Annotated in this window: 13 protein-coding genes and 2 pseudogenes; 11 read left to right on the top strand and 4 right to left on the bottom strand. The window is 73.5% G+C overall.

All coding sequences use genetic code 11. The features are described 5' to 3' along the window. Positions 1 to 100 precede the first annotated feature (100 nt). Positions 101 to 766, bottom strand: coding sequence for an MBL fold metallo-hydrolase (locus K2F47_RS38460; protein WP_242911181.1), 666 nt, complete (start codon positions 764 to 766; stop codon positions 101 to 103). A 192-nt stretch (positions 767 to 958) separates the two neighbouring features. Here K2F47_RS38460 and K2F47_RS38455 point away from each other — a divergent pair, with 192 nt between their 5' ends. The 3 genes from K2F47_RS38455 to K2F47_RS38445 all read left to right on the top strand — a co-directional run bounded on the left by K2F47_RS38455 (position 959) and on the right by K2F47_RS38445 (position 5,986). After that, positions 959 to 1,159 carry a hypothetical protein gene (locus K2F47_RS38455; RefSeq protein ID WP_242911180.1) on the top strand — a complete coding sequence of 67 codons (201 nt, stop codon included), beginning with the start codon at positions 959 to 961 and terminating at the stop codon, positions 1,157 to 1,159. After that, the gene (locus K2F47_RS38450; RefSeq protein ID WP_242911179.1) at positions 1,156 to 5,115 is read left to right on the top strand and encodes a tetratricopeptide repeat protein; all 3,960 of its coding nucleotides are present in this window, start codon (positions 1,156 to 1,158) and stop codon (positions 5,113 to 5,115) included. The genes K2F47_RS38455 and K2F47_RS38450 overlap by 4 nt, the downstream gene beginning before the upstream one ends. 166 nt (positions 5,116 to 5,281) lie before the next feature. Then, positions 5,282 to 5,986: a Crp/Fnr family transcriptional regulator gene (locus tag K2F47_RS38445; protein ID WP_242911178.1), complete on the top strand. Its 705-nt coding sequence runs from the start codon at positions 5,282 to 5,284 to the stop codon at positions 5,984 to 5,986. Positions 5,987 to 6,063: 77 nt separating this feature from the next. Here the strand turns inward: K2F47_RS38445 and K2F47_RS38440 are convergent, their stop codons facing one another. After that, a complete protein-coding gene (locus tag K2F47_RS38440; RefSeq protein WP_242911177.1) occupies positions 6,064 to 6,813 on the bottom strand; it encodes a maleylpyruvate isomerase family mycothiol-dependent enzyme in 750 nt (249 codons plus the stop codon). A 72-nt stretch (positions 6,814 to 6,885) separates the two neighbouring features. Next, positions 6,886 to 7,338 (bottom strand): nuclear transport factor 2 family protein, encoded by a 453-nt coding sequence (locus K2F47_RS38435; RefSeq protein ID WP_242911176.1) that lies wholly within the window; start codon positions 7,336 to 7,338, stop codon positions 6,886 to 6,888. 104 nt (positions 7,339 to 7,442) lie between these two features. Here K2F47_RS38435 and K2F47_RS38430 point away from each other — a divergent pair, with 104 nt between their 5' ends. The 8 genes and pseudogenes from K2F47_RS38430 to whiA all read left to right on the top strand — a co-directional run bounded on the left by K2F47_RS38430 (position 7,443) and on the right by whiA (position 17,707). Beyond that, positions 7,443 to 8,009: a TetR/AcrR family transcriptional regulator gene (locus tag K2F47_RS38430; protein ID WP_242911175.1), complete on the top strand. Its 567-nt coding sequence runs from the start codon at positions 7,443 to 7,445 to the stop codon at positions 8,007 to 8,009. A 225-nt stretch (positions 8,010 to 8,234) separates the two neighbouring features. After that, complete coding sequence (gene uvrA, locus K2F47_RS38425) at positions 8,235 to 11,072, top strand: excinuclease ABC subunit UvrA (protein WP_242911174.1); 2,838 nt, start codon at positions 8,235 to 8,237, stop codon at positions 11,070 to 11,072. 305 nt (positions 11,073 to 11,377) lie between these two features. Beyond that, complete coding sequence (locus K2F47_RS38420; RefSeq protein WP_242911173.1) at positions 11,378 to 11,917, top strand: Rieske (2Fe-2S) protein; 540 nt, start codon at positions 11,378 to 11,380, stop codon at positions 11,915 to 11,917. A gap of 220 nt (positions 11,918 to 12,137) precedes the next feature. After that, positions 12,138 to 14,252, top strand: a complete 2,115-nt coding sequence (gene uvrC, locus K2F47_RS38415; protein ID WP_242911172.1) for an excinuclease ABC subunit UvrC — start codon at positions 12,138 to 12,140, stop codon at positions 14,250 to 14,252. Next, positions 14,242 to 15,120 (top strand): RNase adapter RapZ, encoded by an 879-nt coding sequence (rapZ, locus tag K2F47_RS38410; protein WP_156216889.1) that lies wholly within the window; start codon positions 14,242 to 14,244, stop codon positions 15,118 to 15,120. The genes uvrC and rapZ overlap by 11 nt, the downstream gene beginning before the upstream one ends. Before the next feature lie 64 nt (positions 15,121 to 15,184). After that, a pseudogene (locus tag K2F47_RS38405) lies at positions 15,185 to 15,508 on the top strand (gluconeogenesis factor YvcK family protein); the annotation flags it as partial. Between the two features lie 531 nt (positions 15,509 to 16,039). After that, positions 16,040 to 16,666 (top strand): annotated as a pseudogene (locus tag K2F47_RS38400) (gluconeogenesis factor YvcK family protein); the annotation flags it as partial. A 60-nt stretch (positions 16,667 to 16,726) separates the two neighbouring features. Then, on the top strand, positions 16,727 to 17,707 hold the full coding sequence (gene whiA, locus K2F47_RS38395; RefSeq protein WP_156216888.1) for a DNA-binding protein WhiA: 981 nt from the start codon (positions 16,727 to 16,729) through the stop codon (positions 17,705 to 17,707). Positions 17,708 to 17,838: 131 nt separating this feature from the next. Here whiA and K2F47_RS41630 read toward each other — a convergent pair whose 3' ends face one another. Beyond that, the gene (locus K2F47_RS41630) at positions 17,839 to 19,803 is read right to left on the bottom strand and encodes a heparinase II/III domain-containing protein (RefSeq protein ID WP_242911171.1); all 1,965 of its coding nucleotides are present in this window, start codon (positions 19,801 to 19,803) and stop codon (positions 17,839 to 17,841) included. Between the last annotated feature and the right edge of the window lie 25 nt (positions 19,804 to 19,828).

Here is a 19,828-nt window from a genome sequence, read left to right as displayed (position 1 = left end):
CCGGTTGTTCCTCGGGCCACCCAGGCCGCCGTCCGCGCGGCCGAGCGGTGCGGGGCGCCGGCCGTGGGGTGCCGGCCGTGGGGTGCCGGTCGGGCGCGGGCTACCAGCCGCGGGACCGCCACTCGGGCAGCGAGGGGCGCTCGCGGCCGAGCGTGGAGTCCTTCCCGTGGCCCGGGTAGAACCAGGTGGCGTCGGGGAGCCGGTCGAAGACGCGCTCCTCCACGTCCGACAGCAGCCGGCCGAACAGGGTCGGGTCGCCCCACGTCTTGCCGACGCCGCCGGGGAACAGGGCGTCGCCGGTGAACAGGTGCGGGCTCTCGGCGAGCTCGCCGTCCGCGTCGTACAGCAGCGCGATCGAACCGGGCGTGTGCCCGCGCAGGTGGATGACCTCCAGCCGCGCCCGCCCCACGCGGACGGTGGCGCCGTTCTCGACCGGCTCGGTGACCGGCTCGGGCAGCGCCTCGGCGTCGCGGGGGTGCGCCACCACCGGCGCGCCGGTGGCCTGGGCGATCTCGCTGAGCGCGCCCCAGTGGTCCTGGTGGCGGTGGGTGGTGACGATACGGGCGAGCGGCCGGTCGCCGAGCAGCTCCAGCAGGCGCGGCGCCTCGCTGGCCGCGTCGACGAGGAGCTGTTCCCCGGTCGCGGTGCAGCGCAGGATGTAGGCGTTGTTGTCATAGGGCCCCACCGCCACTTTGGTGACGGCCAGCCCCGGCAGCTCCCGTACGTCGGGGCGGCCGCCCGCCTCGACCGTGCCCGTGTAGCTCATGCGTCCTCCCGGCGGGGTGGTCCGGTCGCCCATCATTCCCCATCGGTCCCCACCGGCACGGGTACCCGGTCCACTCAGTGGAATGCGTCACCGGACGCAGCCGAATCGTGCGCCCGCGGACGGAAGTTCCGCCCTTGCTGGCGCACGATGGTTTGTGGAAGATCAGAAAACATCCGGGAGGACGGTGGCGCTTTGGCAACGGCATTCCGTCCCGGACGGAGCGGGGAGGCACCGGAGGACATCCTCGGGCGGTCCTGTGCGCCGGTCCGGCTGTGCGGCCAGGACGCCGCGATCGCCGCGATCGCCGTGGCGCTGTACCCCGTGCGCAGTCCGGGCGCGGCCGACGCCGCCGACGCCGCCGAGGGCGATGACGGGCGGCGGGTGACGGGGTGATCGACCACGACGTGCGGCCGGGCAGCTTCTGGGGGCTGCTGTCCGCGACGGACCGGCAGGCGCTGCGGGCGATGGGGCGGCGCACCGACATCCCGCCGGGCGGGATGCTGTGCCACCAGGGAGTGATCGCCCCGGCCGTGTACGTGGTGTTCAAGCCGGGGCCGCGCGCGGCGAGCAACGCGATCGCCAAGGAGTTCGTCGACTCCAGCGAGGGCGACGAGTCGATCATCGACCTGTACGGGTCGGGGGACCTGGTCGGCGTCCTCGGCCCGTGGGGGCACCCGCAGCGCGGCACTGTCGCCGTCCTGGACCATGTCGCGGCGCTGCGGGTGGACCGCCGCAAGTTTCGGAGCCTGCTGGCGGCCAACCCGCAGGTCGCCGAGGCGATGATGCACACGGTGGCGGAGGCGGTGACCTACGGCGGGCGGCGGCACGCGGTCCGGGCGGCCGACCATCCGCAGCGGCTCGCCTACCACCTGCTGGAGCTGGCCCACCGATTCGGGGAGCGAACCGCGCGGGGGACGGAGATCCCGCTGCGGCTCAGCCAGGGCGAGCTGGCCAACTGGTCGGGCATCTCCCGCGAGACGCTGGTGCGCTGGTTCCGGCTGTGGCGGGAGAAGGGCATCCTCGACCGCAGGCCGCGCCCGCTGACCGTCCTGGACACCGAGAAGCTGCGGCGGGCCGCGAGCCCGTGGGGCGACGAGTGGCCGGTCGGCGCCGCCGACGCCACCGCCGACCCCGCGGCTCACCCCGCCGCTCACCCTGCCGCCCGCCCTCCGGCGGGTCCGGCCTCCGGCGAGGAGTCCGAGGGGATCGCGGGGTTGTCCGCCGGGATCGCCGCGCGCGCCCCGGTGGGCCTGGAGACCTCCGGCGAGCACTCCGGTGAGACCGCCGGCGGACGCCCGCCGAAGACGCGCCTCCCGGCGGACAACCCCTACTTCGCCGGGCGGAACGTCAGCCTCCGCAAGCTCGACATGCTCGTCGCGCAGTCGGAGTGGCCGCGCGCGGTCGTCGTCCAGGGAATGGCGGGGGTCGGCAAGACGACGCTGGCGCTGCACTGGGCGCACCGGGTGGTCGACCGGTTCCCCGACGGGATCGTGTTCGCCGATCTGCGCGGCACGACGCGCAGCCCCGTCACCCCCGCCGAGGCGATGGGCCAGGTACTGCGGGCGGCGGGCGTCCCCGGCCATCAGTTGTCTCGCGCCGAGCCGGAGTTGGCGGCGCAGTGCCGGTCGCTGCTGGGCGATCGGCGGATGCTGCTGATCCTGGACAACGCGGCGCGGCCCGAGCAGATCAGGCCGCTGCTGGCGGCGCTGGCGTCGGGGCTGGTGGTGGTGACGAGCCGGCGGCGGCTGCCGACGCTGCTGGAGGGCGCCGACGTGCGGACGCTGGAGCTGCGCGAGATGGTCACGCAGGAGGCCGTCGACCTGATCGCGGGCGTGCTTGGCCCGGCCGACGCCCGCGTGCGGGACGAGGCGCGCGCCGTCGAGCGGCTCGCCCGCGAGTGCGGGCACCTGCCGCTGGCCCTCGCGGTCATGGCCGGACGGCTCGCGGAGAACCCGGCCGAGTCCATCGCCGAGACCGTCCGGGAGCTGGCCGACCAGGACGGGCAGTCCGTCCCCCCGTACCGGACCGGTTTCGTGTGGGGGGACGACCTCCCGCACCCCCCGGAACGGACCGGTGTGCCGGGCGCGGGCCTGCACGGGGGCCACGCCGCCGCCGGGCCCGAACTGCACAGCGTTCTCAGCCCCACCTTCGACGCCGCCTACCGGGGGCTGCGGCGCGACCAGCGGGAGGCGTTCCGCAGGCTCGGGCTGGTCGCGGGGCCCGACTTCACGCCGTCGGCCCTGGCGGCGTTGCAGGACCGTCCGGTGGAGGAGGCCCGCGAGTGCCTGGAGGGGCTGCGGCAGACCTACCTCATCCAGGACGTGGGGCCCGGCCGCTACCGGATGCACGATCTGCTGCGCGATTTCGCGCGCGAGCGGGGTCTGCGGGAGGACGACGACAGCGACCTGCTCGCCGCGCAGCGCCGCCTGCTCGCCGGATACCTCGCCGAGGCGTGGGCCGCGGGGGAGGCGCTCGGTGGACGGCGGCGCCCGGCCGTCCACGAGGGAGGCCGGGAGGAGGGGGGACCGGACGGGCCGCCCGGGCCACCGCCCTCCACCGCCGCGCGGGCGGCCGCGCTCACCTGGTTCGAGGCCGAGCGCCGCAACCTGGTCGCCGCCGTCCACCAGGCGGCGCGCCTCGGCCTGCACCGCACGTGCTGGGAGCTGGTGGACGCCCTGTTCGACTTCCTGGAGTTCCGCCGCTACAGCGAGGACAACATCGCCGTCCACCAGGCTGGGCTGCACGCCGCCCGGACCGAGGAGGACTGGGCGGCGGCGGCCGTCATGCTGCACAACCTGGCCGTGGCGCACTTCGAGCTCGGCCGGTCCGTCCCCGCCATCGGGTACGGGGAGGGCGCCCGCCGGGGCTTCCGCGCCGTGGACCCGCCCGACCGGCACGGGGAGGCCGCCGCGCTGGCGACGCTCGCCGACGTCAACGCCGCGCTCGGCCGCTACCCGACCGCGATCCAGCACGCGCGCGGGTCCCTGGCCATCCACCGGCGGCTCGGCGACGAGGGCGGCGTCGCCAAGAGCCACGACACGCTCGCCCGCGCCGGTCTCGGCCTCGGCGACTACGAGTCCGCGCTGCGCCACGCGGCCGAGGCGCTGGACGTGCGGCGCCGCATCGGCGACTGGCCGGGCGTCGCGGAGACGCTGCTGACGCTGGCGCAGGTGCACCGGCGGCGCGGGAACGTCCACGAGGCGGTGCTGCACGCCCTGGAGGCCCTCTACATCCGGCAGGAGCAGGGCGACCGGCACGGCGCCGCCCAAGCCCTGACCGAACTCGCCCGGATGAACGCCGCCCTGGGCCTGCGGGACCTGGCCCAGCGCGACGCCGACCAAGCCCTGCGCGCCTACCGTGCCCTGGGCGCCCGGCACGGCGAGGCGCGCGCGCTCACCACCCTCGGCATGCTCATGTGCGACGCCACCCGCTTCGCCGAGGCGTTCACCTACTGCGGGCAGGCGCTGCACCTGCACCGCGACATCAGCGACCGGCACGGCGAGGCCGAGACCCTCGCCCAGATCGGCATCGTCCACTGGCGCCTGGGCCGCTACCGCGAGGCCCGCGAACACCTGCTGCGCGCCCTGGAGATCCGCCGCGAGATCGGCGACCAGCACGGCGAGGCCAACGACCTGGAGCACCTCTCGGTCGTCATGCGCCGCCTGGAACGCCCCCAGGAGGCCTTCGTCCTGGGCCTGGAGGCCCTCGACCTGTGGCACAGCCTCGGCGCCCAGACCGGCCTGGCCGGCACCCTGGGCAGCCTCGCCCGCACCTATCTGCGCCTCGGCCTCCCCGAAGACGCCGAACGCGCCGCCCGCCAAGCGCTGCGCATCCGCGAGGACACCGGCGACTCCTACGGCATGGGCGTCGGCATGGACACCTTCGCCGCCGTCCTGCGCCGCAGCGGCCGGCCCGAAGAAGCCCTGGAGATGGAACTGGAGGCACTGCGCCTGCTCGGCGAGGTCGGCGACCGGCACAGCGAGGGCACCGCGCTCGCCCACCTCGCCGACATCTACCTCGACCTCGGCCGCGCCGACGACGCGGCCGAGACCGGACGCCACGCGCTGGAGCTCGCCACCGAGCTCGGCGACAACCGCGAGCAGGCCTACGCGCTGCACACCATGGCCTGCGCGTCCCAGACCCTCGGCAAGCACACCCGCGCCGTCGAGCACTTCGACGCCGAGATCGCCATCCGCCGCGACATGGACGACCACCACGGCCAACGCCACGCCCTGGACCTGCTGCGCGCCTCCCACCTCGCACTCGACGACCAGCCCGCCGCCGCCGACTGCGCCCGCCGCGCCCGGGCCCTCGACAAGTGGCTGGAGGACACGCCGCTGGACGTGTGACGAGGGCCGTCCCGAACCTGTGCCGAACGAGTGCGAACCAGGGCGAACGAGGCCGGGAGGACTGTGACGGAAGACGCAGTCCGGCGCCGTGCCCGCGCGTTCACTGGAGTCGGGGCACCCTGTCCCCGCCCGGATCGGGCCCGGCCCGATCCGGCGAGGAGGCGAGATGGAGACCATCCGGTTCTGGGACGCGCTGCCCGTGCGCGCGCGGGAGGCGCTGCGGCGGGCCGGTGTGACGGCGATGATCAGACCCGGCGCGTTCCTCACGCGCGAGCACACCCGCGCCTCCCAGGTCTTCGTGCTGCGCTCGGGCGCGGTGAAGGTGTGGGTGTCGCGCGACGGCGAGATCGTGATCCTGGACGTCCTCGGCGCCGGTGACGTGGTCGGCGAGCTGGAGGCCGTGGACGGCGGCACCCGGCACGCCAACGTCGAGGCCCTCACGCCCGTCGAGGCGATCGTGCTGCCCGCCGCCCGGTTCCGCGCCGTCCTGGACGCCCACCCCGGCGCGGCGTGGGCGGTCGCCGCCGTCCTGGCCGAGCGGCTCCGGGACGCCAACGACCTGCGCACCGCCCACTTCCCCGACGATCCCGAACGGCGGCTGGCGAGCCGTCTGCTCCGCCTCGTCGGCCGCTTCGGTACCCCGCTCAAGGAGGAGCAGCCCAACGGCGTTACCCGCGCGCCCGAGGGCGCCTACCAGGTGCAGGTCCCCGTCACCCAGCAGGACCTCGGACGCTGGTCGGGCATGGGCCGCCGCAAGGTCGCGCAGATCCTCGCCGCCGACCCCGTCCGGGGCTGCCTCACCGTCGCCCGCAACATGATCGTCGTCCGCTCCATGGACGCCCTGCACGCCCTGTCCCGCAAAGACGACTGACACACCCGCCCAGCAGCCGGACCGACCGAGCGGCCGGGGCCGTCAGAACTGTCGGACTGTCAGAATTGTCGGGACTGTCAGAACGGGTCGGCGGCGGCGTGCGGCCAGGGGGGCGGCTCGGGGAGGGGGCCGTCCGGGCGCAGTGCCACGCCGGCGCCGTCCGAGCGTCCGCTCAGCCAGCCCAGCAGCGCCCGCCCCGATCCGGACGCCTCGGGCCCGCCGGGCGTCCAGCCGAGGTCGGCGCTCTCCCCGGAGTCGGTCGCGGTGATCCGGTACCCCGCCAAGCCCACGCGCTGCGTCTCCGGCAGCGCCGCCATGGCGGTGAGCGTGCTGGGCAGCGCCCACCGGACGTAGGGCTCGGGCCAGTCGGCGGGGCCGTAGCCGGCGGCGAGGTCCACGTGGTGCGCCTCGACCTCGTGCCAGCGGCGCATGACGCTGTACCAGGCCGGGTGGTACCAGCCCTGCATCGCCCGGACAGGAGCGTTCCACGCCTCCTCCGGCAGCGTCCGCGCCTGCTCGGCGAACCGCGCCGCCGTGGCCAGCACGTCCTCGACCAGCTCGTCCCGCTTGCGCCCGGCGCCCTCGGCCAGCGCGGCGTTGCGCGCCTCCCGGCTGGCGTACTGCGGGGTCTCCACCCCCGTCCGGGCCCATTCGAGCAGGTTCCACAGGGAGTCGGCGTTGCGGGCGATGTGCGTCGCGACGTGGCCGCGGCTCCATCCCGGCAGCGCGGACGGCCCGCGCACGTCCTCCTCGGTCAGCGCGGACAGCGACGCGACGATGCGCTCCACGCCCAGGTCCAGCTCGCCGATGACGCTCCGCCACTCCATAGGGCCCCCTCGTCCGCAAGGAGCCCCCATCCTTTCGCACCCGCCTGGGCGGTGCCAGGGCGCGGGGGTGGATCAGGGCGCCAGCGCCTCCATGATCGCCGCGCGGTCCTGGTACTCGCGCCAGTGGACGACCCGGCCGTCCCTCGCCCGCAGCACCACCACGAACGAGGCCGAGGCGCGCCTCGCGTCCCCGGGCACCGACTTCTCGGGCGCGGACTCTTCGGGCCCGGACTTCCCGGGCACGGACGCGACCATCTCGTACTCGGCGACGATCACCTCGGGGTCGGCGGTCTCGTGCACCACGACGTTCCGGAACTCCTCGAACGTGACGGGCAGCGCCGCGCGCCCCTCCCGCGTCATCGCCAGGACGTTCGCGCGCCCCTCGACCCGCCGGTGCCCGGACGGCGCGAACGGGCTCTCGACCACGATGTCCTCGGCGCACATCCCCTCGTCCAGGGCGGGCTCGCCCGCGAGGGCGTTGCGCTGGAAACGGTCGAACAGCTCGCGCGGACCCTGCTGGGACATGGCTTCTCCTTGCCGCCGCTAACATGAGTGGGAACTCACGATAGGAAAATAATGAGTCACGACTCACGTTGTCAACGGACGGCACCGTGTCAACGGGCGGTCCGGTGACGCCGGACAAGCCGCTGCGCGCCGACGCCAGGCGCAACCGGGCACGCATCCTGGCCGCCGCCGAGGAGGTCTTCGCCGAACGCGGCGCCTCCGCGTCCACCGAGGAGGTCGCCGCCCGCGCGGGCGTGGCGATCGGCACCGTCTTCCGGCACTTCCCGACCAAGCGGGACCTGCTCGCGGCGATCATGAAGGAGCTGCGCGGTCGGCTCGTCCGGAAGGCGGACGCGCTGGCCGCCGACGGCGACCCCGCCACCGCGTTCTTCGACTACTTCACCTACCTCGTCGAGAGCTCCGCGCAGATCGGCACCGTCGTCGGCCTGCTCGCCGAGGAGGGCGCGGCCATCGAGCCCGGCGCGCAGATCACCGCGCTCACCGAGGCGTTCGGCTCGCTGCTGGACGCGGCGCGCCACGCCGGGACGGTCCGCCGCGACGTCCGGCTCGACGAGGTGATGGCCCTGGTCACCGCGACCACCCACGGGGCCCTCGCGGGCGGGTGGTCCGACGACCTGCGCCGCCGCACCCTGGCCCGGATACTGGACGCACTCCGACCCGCTGGGAGGTGACGCTGGGAAGCGGGGCGGGGGCACCGCGTGGGTGAGTCGTGTGGCGGGCGGCGTTCGAACACGTGTACGGTGCGAGGGTGCCGTCCGGACCCGCGAAATGCGGCGGCGTGCATCGCTGTTAACGACTCGGGGGATTCTGTCGGACCCCTTGGCTAGCCTTGAGGCCCCCGTCACCGCGCCCCAGATCCCATCACCCGTGCCCAGAAGAGGATTCGGAAGTACGCCGTGCATGACCGTCTCATCGTGCGTGGAGCACGCGAGCACAACCTGAAGGACGTCTCGCTCGACCTGCCGCGGGACTCCATGATCGTGTTCACCGGTCTGTCGGGATCGGGGAAGTCCAGCCTGGCGTTCGACACGATCTTCGCCGAGGGCCAGCGCCGGTACGTGGAGTCGCTGTCGGCCTACGCCCGGCAGTTCCTCGGCCAGATGGACAAGCCCGACGTCGACTTCATCGAGGGCCTGTCGCCCGCGGTGTCCATCGACCAGAAGTCGACCAGCAAGAACCCGCGCTCCACGGTCGGCACGATCACCGAGGTCTACGACTACCTGCGGCTGCTGTACGCGCGGATCGGGCACCCGCACTGCCCCGAGTGCGGCCGGCCGATCAGCCGGCAGGCGCCGCAGCAGATCGTCGACCGGGTGCTGGAGCTGGAGGAGGGCACCCGCTTCCAGGTGCTCGCGCCGGTGATCCGCGGCCGCAAGGGCGAGTACGCGGAGCTGTTCCGCGAGCTCCAGTCCAAGGGCTACTCGCGCGCGCTGGTCGACGGGCGGATGGTCCGGCTCGACGAGGCGCCGAAGCTGAAGAAGCAGGAGAAGCACGACATCTCCGTGGTCGTCGACCGCCTCGCGGTGAAGGACACCGCGCGCCAGCGGCTCGCCGACTCCGTCGAGACCGCGCTCGGGCTCGCGGGCGGCACCATCGTCCTGGACTTCGTCGACCTCGACGAGGGCGACGAGAACCGCACGCGGATGTACTCCGAGCACCTCTACTGCCCCTACGACGACCTGTCGTTCGAGGAGATGGAACCCCGGTCGTTCTCGTTCAACTCGCCCTACGGCGCCTGCCCCGACTGCACCGGGCTCGGCACGCGCATGGAGGTCGACCCCGAACTCGTCGTCCCCGACGGGGAGCAGACGCTCGGCGAGGGCGCCATCCAGCCGTGGTCCGGCGGGCACGTCAGCGACTACTTCCTGCGGCTGCTGTCCGCCCTCGGCGACGCGATGGGCTTCGACCTCAACACCCCGTGGGACCGGCTGCCCGCCAAGGCCCGCAAGGCGATCCTCAACGGGCACGAGACCCAGGTCCACGTCAGCTACAAGAACCGGTACGGGCGCACCCGCTCCTACTACACCGCCTACGAGGGCGTGATCCCCTACATCCAGCGGCGGCACGCCGAGTCCGAGAGCGACTCCAGCCGGGAGAAGTTCGAGGGCTACATGCGGGAGATCCCCTGCCCGACCTGCGAGGGAGCCCGGCTCAAGCCGGTCGTCCTCGCGGTCACCATGGGCGGGATGTCGATCGCCGAGGTCGCCTCGATGCCGATCGGCGAGGCCGCCAAGTTCCTGCTCGCGATGGAGCTGAACGAGCGCGAGACCCACATCGCCGAGCGGGTGCTGAAGGAGATCAACGCCCGGCTCGGGTTCCTGCTGGACGTCGGGCTCGACTACCTCACGCTCGACCGCGCCTCGGCGACGCTCGCGGGCGGCGAGGCGCAGCGGATCCGGCTGGCCACCCAGATCGGGTCCGGCCTCGTCGGTGTCCTGTACGTGCTGGACGAGCCGTCCATCGGCCTGCACCAGCGCGACAACCACCGGCTGCTGGAGACGCTGATCCGGCTCCGCGACATGGGCAACACCCTGATCGTCGTCGAGCACGACGAGGACACGATCGCCGCCGCCGACTGGGTCGTCGACATCGGCCCGCGCGCCGGCGAGCACGGCGGCAAGATCGTCGTGTCCGGCACCGTCGACGACCTGCTCGCCTCCGAGGACTCGCTGACCGGCGCCTACCTGTCCAGGCGCCGTGAGATCGCCGTCCCGGAGATCCGCCGCCCCCGGACGCGCGGCCGCGAGGTCACCGTCAAGGGCGCCCAGCAGAACAACCTCCGCGACGTCGACGTGGCGTTCCCGCTGGGCGTGCTCACCGCCGTCACGGGCGTGTCGGGCTCGGGCAAGTCGACGCTGGTCAACGACATCCTCTACAACTCGCTCGCCAAGCACCTCAACGGCGCGCGGACGGTCCCGGGCCGGCACCGGCGGGTCAACGGCGTCGACCAGCTCGACAAGGTCGTCCACGTCGACCAGTCGCCGATCGGGCGGACGCCGCGCTCCAACCCGGCGACCTACACCGGCGTGTTCGACCACATCCGCAAGCTGTTCGCGCAGACCACCGAGGCGAAGGTGCGCGGCTACCAGCCGGGCCGGTTCTCCTTCAACGTCAAGGGCGGCCGCTGCGAGAACTGCTCCGGCGACGGCACCATCAAGATCGAGATGAACTTCCTGCCGGACGTCTACGTCCCGTGCGAGGTCTGCCACGGCGCCCGCTACAACCGGGAGACCCTGGAGGTCCACTACAAGGGCAAGACGATCTCCGAGGTGCTCGACATGCCGATCGAGCAGGCCACCGAGTTCTTCGAGCCGATCAACGCGATCCACCGGCACCTGCGCACGCTCAACGACGTCGGGCTCGGCTACGTCCGGCTCGGCCAGCCCGCGCCGACCCTGTCCGGCGGCGAGGCGCAGCGCGTCAAGCTGGCCTCCGAGCTCCAGAAGCGCTCCACCGGCCGGACGATCTACGTGCTGGACGAGCCGACCACCGGCCTGCACTTCGAGGACATCCGCAAGCTCCTCGGCGTGCTGAACGGCCTGGTCGACAAGGGCAACACGGTGATCGTCATCGAGCACAACCTGGACGTCATCAAGACCGCCGACTGGATCATCGACATGGGCCCCGAGGGCGGCTCGCGCGGCGGCACCGTCGTCGCCACCGGCACCCCCGAGGACATCGCGAAGGTCGAGGCCAGCCACACCGGCCAGTTCCTGTCCAAGATCCTCGCCTGACCCCGCCCGCCCCCGTCCCACCCGTCACTCCGTTATTTTCGCTCGGGGAACCTCTGGTCTGGTCGGCGTGTCGCGTCCGGACGGCGGGTCGGTGCGCGGTTCCGCGCCGCGTCCGAGATCATGGACCCGCTGGTCAGGTGCACGGTGGCCGAGCATGCGGTGATCATGCGCCGTCCGCACCGGGCCCGGTGATCGAGAGCACACGGTGATCATGGGCAGGGGTTCGGATTGAACCCTCGGCGGCGCGCGTCCGTGCTCCCGGTGACAGCAGGCGACCAGAGTGACGGACCGGAGGGCGAACAGGCATGGCACACGACCCCGCAACGACCACGGACACCGGGCATCCGCCGCACGGGTCACCGGCGGAGGCACCGGCGGACGCCGCGGCGACCGGGCAGGGCGCGGCGGGGAACTCCCGCCGGGGGCTGCTCCTCGGCGTGGGGCTCGCGGGCGTCGCCGGGCTGGCGGCGGCGTGCGGCGGCTCGGACGACAAGTCGGACGACGAGGGCTCCGGCGACAAGGGGTCCGGCGACGGCTCCGGCGGCTCCGGCGGGGCGGGCAAGGCCCTGGCCTCGACGTCCGAGATCCCCGTGGGCGGCGGGAAGATCTTCAAGGACGAGAAGGTCGTGGTGTGCCAGCCCACCGCGGGCCAGTTCAAGGCGTTCTCGGCGATCTGCACGCACCGCAAGTGCACGGTCGGCTCGGTGTCGGGCGGCACGATCAACTGCCCCTGCCACGGCAGCAAGTTCAAGATCGCCGACGGCTCCGTCGCGAACCCGCCCGCGGACGAGCCGCTGGAGGAGAAGAAGGTCACCGTGCAGGGCGGCAAGGTCATCCTCTCCTGACCGCCCCCTGATCACATCCTCACCGAAACAGTCTTAGCGGCAGTCCCAGCGGCATAGTCTCAGCGGCGCAGTCCCCAGCGGCGTGGCCCACCGACGCGGGCCCGCCGCTGCGGCCGGGCGCGGGCGCTGCGCAGAGGCCAGGCTGCGCGGGCCCTGGGGCGAGGGGGCGGGGGCTCCGCTGCGGCCGGGTGTGTCGGTGGTGGCCACTAGGCTTTTCAGCGTGGCAGATCCGGCGACCTACCGACCCGCTCCAGGCTCCATCCCCGAGTCGCCCGGCGTGTACCGATTCCGCGACGAGCACGGCCGGGTCATCTACGTGGGGAAGGCGAAGAGCCTGCGCTCGCGGCTGAACTCCTACTTCGCCGACTTCTCCTCGCTGCACCCCCGCACCCAGACGATGGTGCGGACGGCGGCCAAGGTCGACTGGACCGTCGTCGGCACCGAGGTCGAGGCGCTGCAACTGGAGTACTCCTGGATCAAGGAGTTCGATCCTCGGTTCAACGTCCGTTACCGCGACGACAAGTCGTATCCGTATCTCGCGGTCACCCTCAACGAGGAGTTCCCGAGGGTGATGGTGATGCGGGGAGCGAAGAAGAAGGGCGTGCGCTACTTCGGCCCGTACTCGCACGCGTGGGCCATCCGGGAGACGGTCGACCAGCTGTTGCGGGTGTTCCCCGTCCGGACGTGCAGCGCCGGGGTGTTCAAGCGGCAGCACCAGCTCGACCGGCCCTGCCTGCTCGGCTACATCGGCAAGTGCTCGGCGCCGTGCGTGGGCCGCGTCACGCCCGACGAGCACCGCATGCTCGCCGAGGACTTCGGCGACTTCATGGCGGGCCACACCACCCGCTTCACCCGGCGCCTCGAACGCGACATGCGGGAGGCGGCCGCGTCCCAGGAGTACGAGCGCGCCGCCCGGCTCCGCGACGACATCCGCGCGCTGGAGCGCGCCCTGGAGCGGCAGGCGGTCGTCCTCGCCGACTCCACCGACTGCGACATGATCGCCTTCGCCGAGGACGAGCTGGAGGCGGCCGTCCAGGTCTTCTACGTGCGCGGCGGCCGGATCCGCGGGCAGCGCGGCTGGGTCGTCGACAAGGTCGAGGACGTCACCACCGCCGACCTCGTCGAGCACTTCCTCATCCAGGTCTACAGCGAGAGCGACTCGGTGCCCCGCGAGGTCCTCGTCCCCGCGCAGCCGCCGGAGGAGGACGCCATGACCGAGCTGCTCAGCGAGCAGCGCGGCGGGCCCGTCCGGCTGCGCGTCCCGCAGCGCGGCGACAAGAAGACCCTGCTGGAGACCGTCGCCCGCAACGCGCACGAGGCGCTCAAGCAGCACAAGACGCGCCGCGCGTCCGACCTGACCACCCGCAGCCGCGCGCTCCAGGAGATTCAGGAGGCGCTGGAGCTCGACGACGCCCCGCTGCGCGTCGAGTGCTACGACGTCTCCAACCTCCAGGGCACGAACGTGGTCGCCTCGATGGTCGTGTTCGAGGACGGCCTGGCCCGCAAGAGCGAGTATCGCCGGTTCACGATCAAGGCGGTCGAGGGGCAGGACGACGTCCGCTCCATCCACGAGGTGATCACCCGCCGGTTCCGGCGCTACCTCGCCGAGAGCGAGAAGACCGGCGAGCTCGACAGCCTCGGCGACCCCGAGGACGAGGGCCCCCACCAGCCGATCGACCCCGAGACCGGCCGCCCCCGCAAGTTCGCCTATCCACCGAACCTGGTGATCGTGGACGGCGGCCCCCCGCAGGTCGCCGCCGCGCAGCGGGCCCTGGACGAGCTGGGCGTCGACGACATCGCGGTCTGCGGGATCGCCAAGCGGCTGGAGGAGCTGTGGCTGCCCGGCGAGGCCGACCCGGTGATCCTGCCGCGCAACAGCGAGGGCATGTTCCTCGTCCAGCGGATCCGCGACGAGGCGCACCGGTTCGCGATCACCTTCCACCGGCAGCGCCGCTCCAAGGCCATGACGGTGAGCGAACTCGATAACGTTCCGGGTCTGGGCCCTGCGCGGAGGGCGGCGCTGCTGAAACACTTCGGATCGCTGAAGCGGTTGAAGGAGGCCACGCCCGAGCAGGTCGCGGAGGTCCCGGGCATCGGCCCGCGCAGCGCGGAGGGCATCGTCGCCGCGCTGAACGGCCGGACCGGGGCGACCGAGCCGGGCACGGGCGACACAAGTGGAACGAGTGGCACGGGCGGCCCGAGCGGCCGGTCCGGCGGCCCGGGCGGGGCCGGCGCCGGCGGCGGTGCCGGCAGCGATGGGGAACGCGGCAACGGGGAACGCGGCGACGGGAAGCACGGCGACGCGAAGCACAGGGGGAAGCGGCATGACGAGTGAGACGAACGTCCCGGACATCGTGATCGTGACCGGGATGTCGGGGGCGGGCCGGAGCACGGCGGCGAAGTCGCTGGAGGACCTCGACTGGTTCGTGGTCGACAACCTCCCGCCGGGGCTGCTGGCCACGATGGCCGACCTCGGCGGCCGGGTGCGCGACGCGGTGCCCCGCATCGCCGTCGTCGTGGACGTGCGGAGCCGCGCGTTCACCGAGGACCTGCACTCCTCGATCGCCGAGCTGGAGGCGCGCGGCGTCCACCCGCGCGTGGTGTTCCTGGAGGCCGGCGACGCCGACCTGGTGCGCCGGTTCGAGAGCGTCCGCCGCCCGCACCCCCTCCAGGGCGACGGGCGACTGGTCGAGGGGATCGCCCGCGAGCGCGAGCTGGTCCGCGAGGTCCGCGCCGAGGCCGACCTGGTGATCGACACCAGCGGCCTCAACGTGCACGAGCTGCGCAACAAGATCATCGGGTTCTTCGGCAACGACACCGGCGAGTCGAGCCTGCGCGCGACCGTCGTGTCGTTCGGCTACAAGTACGGCCTGCCCGTCGACGCCGACCTCGTCGTCGACTGCCGCTTCCTGCCGAACCCGCACTGGGTGCCGGAGCTGCGCCCGAAGACCGGCCGCGACGCCGCCGTCCGCGACTACGTGCTGGGCCAGCGCGGCGCCAAGGAGTTCCTGGACGCCTACTCCGAGGTGCTGCGGCTGCTCGCCGACGGCTACGAACGTGAGGGCAAACACTACGTGACGCTGGCCGTGGGCTGTACCGGCGGCAAACACCGTAGTGTGGCCATGGCGGAACAGATCACCGCCCGGCTGCGGGACGAGGGCATCGAGGTCCAGGTCGCCCATCGTGACCTCGGCCGCGAGTGAGACCCCCGCCGGGGAGCCCGTCCGGGAACCGGCCCGGGTCGCGGACGGAGAGAGAAACGGCACGGTGAAGCCCCTCGGCCCGAAGGTCGTCGCGCTCGGCGGCGGCCACGGCCTGTACGCCTCGTTGTCGGCGCTGCGCCGCGTCACCGACCGGCTGACCGCGGTGGTCACGGTCGCCGACGACGGCGGCTCCAGCGGACGGCTGCGCCGCGAACTCGGCGTCCTGCCGCCCGGCGACCTGCGGATGGCGCTCGCCGCGCTGTGCGGCGACGACCAGTGGGGCCAGACCTGGCGTGACGTGGTCCAGCACCGCTTCCGCAGCGAGGGCGACCTCCAGGGCCACGCCGTCGGCAACCTGCTGATCGTCGCCCTGTGGGAACTCCTGGGCGGCGCCTCCACCGGCACCCCGCCCACCACCCCACCAGAAACTTCCCCCACCCAAACCCCAGGCGCCACGCAAGGCGGCCCACCTGAGGGCCCGCCCAACCACGCCCCCGCCAGCGCGGCGGGCGACCCGCAAGGCAGCTCGGCCGAGGGTTCATCCGGCGACGCGGTGAGCGGCTCGCGCGGCGACGAGCCCAGCGGCGCCTTGGTCGACGCGCGCGGAGGCTCGGCTGAGGCGGCGCCTAACGACGCGCCCGGCAGTGTCCCAGGCGTTCCGCCCGGCGGCCCGTCCAGCATCACATTGGAGGGTTCGGCCGGCGGCGGCCCAGGCAGCGCGCAAGGCGGCGCGGCTGAGGGTTCGTCCGGCGACGCCCCCGGCGGCTCGCGCGGCGATGAGTCCGGCGGTGTCTTGGGTGACGCGCGGGGCGGCTCGGCTGAGGCGGCTGCGGTTGTGGCGGGGCCTGGTGTGTCTGACGGGGTTGTCGCCGGCGTGGGTGGGGGTGTGCCTGGGGGGCCTGCTTGGGGGGCGCCTTCCGGGTCCACGGTCGCGGGGTTGGACTGGGTGGGACGGCTGCTCGGCGCGCACGGCCGCGTGCTGCCGATGGCGGCGGTCCCGATGGACATCGTGGCCGAGGTGCGGGGGGCCGATCCGTCCCGTCCGGACGAGGTCACGCGGGTGAAGGGGCAGGTGGCGTGCGCGAAGACGCCGGGCAGCGTGCTCGGGGTGTCGCTGGTGCCCGCCGATCCGCCCGCCTGCCCGGAGGCGCTCGCCGCCGTGGAGGACGCCGACTGGATCGTGTTCGGCCCCGGGTCGTGGTTCACCAGCGTCCTGCCGCATCTGAAGGTGCCCGCGCTCGCCCGCGCGCTCACCTCCTCCCGCGCCCGCCGCGTCGTCGCGCTGAACCTGGCGCCGCAGCCGGGGGAGACCGACGACTTCTCTCCGCAGGCCCACCTGGAGGTCCTCCAGGCGCACGCGCCCGATCTGAGCGTGGACGTCGTCATCGCCGACGCGGGCGTCGTGGACGACCCGGCCGCCCTGGAGAAGGCCGTCCGGCGGCTCGGCGGGCGGCTGGTGCTCGCCGGGGTCGCCGCCGACGACGGTTCCCCGCGTCATGATCCGGCCCGTCTGGCCCAAGCCTTCGTACAGATATTCAGTGAGTGACGTCCGGTCGGGCCGTCATCGGCGAGACTGCTGGAAGTCCGATAGGGGGAGGGTTCATCTATGGCGATGACCGGTGTGGTCAAGGACGAGCTGAGCCGGCTCACGGTGCTCAAGCCGTGCTGCCGCAAGGCCGAGGTCTCGACGCTGCTGCGGTTCGCGGGGGGTCTGCACCTGGTCAGCGGGCGCATCGTGATCGAGGCCGAGATCGACACCGGAGTGGCGGCGCGGCGGCTCATCAAGGACGTCGCCGAGGTGTTCGGGCACACCTCGGAGGTGGTGGTGCTCGCGCCGAGCGGGCTGCGCAAGGGCAACCGCTACGTGGTCCGCGTGTTCCGCGACGGTGAGTCCCTCGCGCGGCAGACCGGGCTCATCGACAACAACGGACGGCCCGTCCGGGGGCTGCCCCGGCATGTGGTCGCGGGCGCCGCGTGCGACGCCGAGTCGGCCTGGCGGGGGGCGTTCCTCGCGCACGGGTCGCTCACCGAGCCGGGCCGGTCGATGTCGCTGGAGGTGACCTGCCCCGGCCCGGAGGCGGCGCTCGCGCTGGTCGGCGCCGCCCGCCGGCTGAAGATCCACGCCAAGGCGCGCGAGGTCCGCGGCGTCGACCGGGTCGTCGTCCGCGACGGGGACGCGATCAGTGCGCTGCTCACCCGGCTCGGCGCCCACGACAGCGTCCTGGCGTGGGAGGAGCGGCGGATGCGCCGCGAGGTGCGCGCCACCGCCAACCGGCTCGCCAACTTCGACGACGCCAACCTGCGCCGCTCGGCGCGCGCCGCCGTCGCCGCCGGGGCCAGGGTCGCCCGCGCGCTGGAGATCCTCGGCGACGACGCCCCCGAGCACCTGGTGAACGCGGGACGGCTGCGGCTGGAGCACAAGCAGGCGTCGCTGGAGGAGCTCGGCCAACTCGCCGACCCGCCGCTCACCAAGGACGCCATCGCCGGGCGGATCAGGCGGCTGCTCGCGATGGCCGACAAGCGGGCCGGCGACCAGGGCATCCCCGGTACCGAGGCGAACCTCACCGCCGACATGCTCGCCCCCTGACCCCGCGCCCGCCGCCCGGCCACCCGCTCACCTGGACGACGCCCGCCCACCCGGCCGCCGCTTGGTTACCCGGCCGACGCCTGGTCACCCGCCCGCCGCCCGCCCACCTGGCCGCCGCGCGGTCGCCGGGGTCAGGGGAGGCGGCGGAGCGTCCCGTCCGGGGCGACCTCGGCGGTGAGGCGGCGGCCGGAGAACTCCGCCTCGACGCGCAGCCCGCCGCCCGGCAGTGCGCTCGTCCGCACCTGCGGCCGCTCCTCGCCGTGGCCGCCTCCTCCACGTCGTCCCTCACCACGGACGGGAGCGATCAGCGTCAGCATCCGCACCTTCGGTCCCTCGGCGGGAAACGACACCACCGGCGCGGGGAGGGGCTTGCGCGGGGCCGGGACGATCCACCCCTGCGGCGGCTTGAGGCTGCCCCGGGTGATCCGGGCGGGGAGCGGCGCCGAGCCGGGCAGCGGAATCTGAAGGAAGTGGACGCGGACCTTGCCCGCCGTCGCGATCGCGCCCGTCCCGTCCGGGACGGCGGTGAACTCGGCCGGAAGGTGCCAGAGCTGCTCCACGGGAACGGACGCGGCGGACGCGACGTCGTCCAGCACCAGCAGCGCGTCGGGGTCGGAGGCGGCGAGCACTGTCCGTGACCGGGTCGTCCCGGCGAAGGCGGTGTCGGTGAACCGGAACGTGTCGGCACCGAGTCGGAACCGGTGCGCGGTCAGCTCCGTCGGGGCCTTCGGGTCGAACTCCGCGCCCCGCACGACGACCGTGCTGTGCGCGTCGGGCGAGCGCAGCCAGGCGTTCCACTCCGGGTCGCTGTAGCCGATGTGCCCGCTCGGGACGAGGATGTCGCGGCCGAGCGCGTGGAACGTGAGCGCCATGTGGTCGTTCTGGCCGTGCGCGTACCGGCCGGGGCCAAACCGCGCGGTGTAGGACATCTCGTCGGCGAGCCTCCGGCCCCGCCTGCCCCAGCCGGAGCGTCCCATGACGTATCCCGCCTGGTAGACGCGTGCCCGGTGGCGCGGCGGGGTGCCCTTGGCGCCGCCGGTCGCGACGTACCTGAGCGGGCCGTTCCCCGGCGCGCTGATGTCGGACGCCCTGGCCGCGTAGGACTCGCCGATCTGGAGCTGGTCCCCGCCGGGCGTCGTCTGGAACGCGATGAACTCGTCCATCCTGCGGTGCCGTTCGAGGAACTCGGGCGGCGCGGGACGGCCGCAGACGCGCATCACCTCGAACGCCAGCCGCCACCGGCCCCGGTTGTAGACGGAGTAGTGCGTGGACTGCTCGCTGTTGGCGCCCTCCTCGTCGATCGCGGGCCGCGCGCCGCCGGGCGGGGCGAGCATCGAGTCCAGCAGCCGCCGGTGGCCGGCGTCGACGAGGTCGGCGCGGCCGATCCCGCAGCCCGCCGTCATCAAGATCATGGACTCGTCGGTGCCGTGGTTCCAGGGGCCCGAGTAGTGCTTCGGATCGGCGAGCCACTCCGCGTGCCGGGCGATCGCCTCGTCCAGCCAGCGCCCGCTCCGATACCGGCGCAGGCAGACGAGCGTCGCCAGCCGGAACTTCGTGCCCTCGAAGATCGACTCGCGCCGGTGCTCGTCGAACCGCTCCGGCCGGGCGTTGTCGGCGAGCCAGTCCCGGGCGATCCCGGTGGCGAGGTCGAGGGCGGACGGGTCGCGTGTCCGCTCGTACTCCTTGATCGTGCCGCCGAGCCATTCGAGGGAGTGCAGCCAGAGCTGCCACGTCCGGTCGTTGAAGGGGTCCAGGCCCCAGTCGACGTCCGTGCCGGTCGCGATCCGCGTCGCGGCCGAGCCGGGGACCCTGAACCGGCCCGCGCGGACCTCCGCCGCCGGGTTCAGCCCGTCCAGGCCGTTGAACCCGAGGCATTTCGCCTTGCTCTCACCGCCCCCCATGGCGCCTACGTCGCCGCCCTCAGGGCCACCCGGTGACACCGACCCGAACGGCGCCGACCCGGCTGACCCCTCACAGGCCGTGACCAGCGCCAACAGCGCGGCGGCGCCCGCGAGCCTGCCCGCGACCGTGCCCCTGAGCTTCCCCGCGACGGTGCCCCCGGCGCGGCGCGGCCTTCCCGAAGATCCTTTGTACACGGGTCAGAGACACATCACGTCGGGC

The organism is Actinomadura terrae (assembly GCF_022751215.1).
GTDB classification, from domain to species: domain Bacteria; phylum Actinomycetota; class Actinomycetes; order Streptosporangiales; family Streptosporangiaceae; genus Spirillospora; species Spirillospora terrae.
The sequence above is the reverse complement of the archived record's forward strand: the minus strand, read 5'-3'. Positions and strand labels throughout refer to the sequence as shown.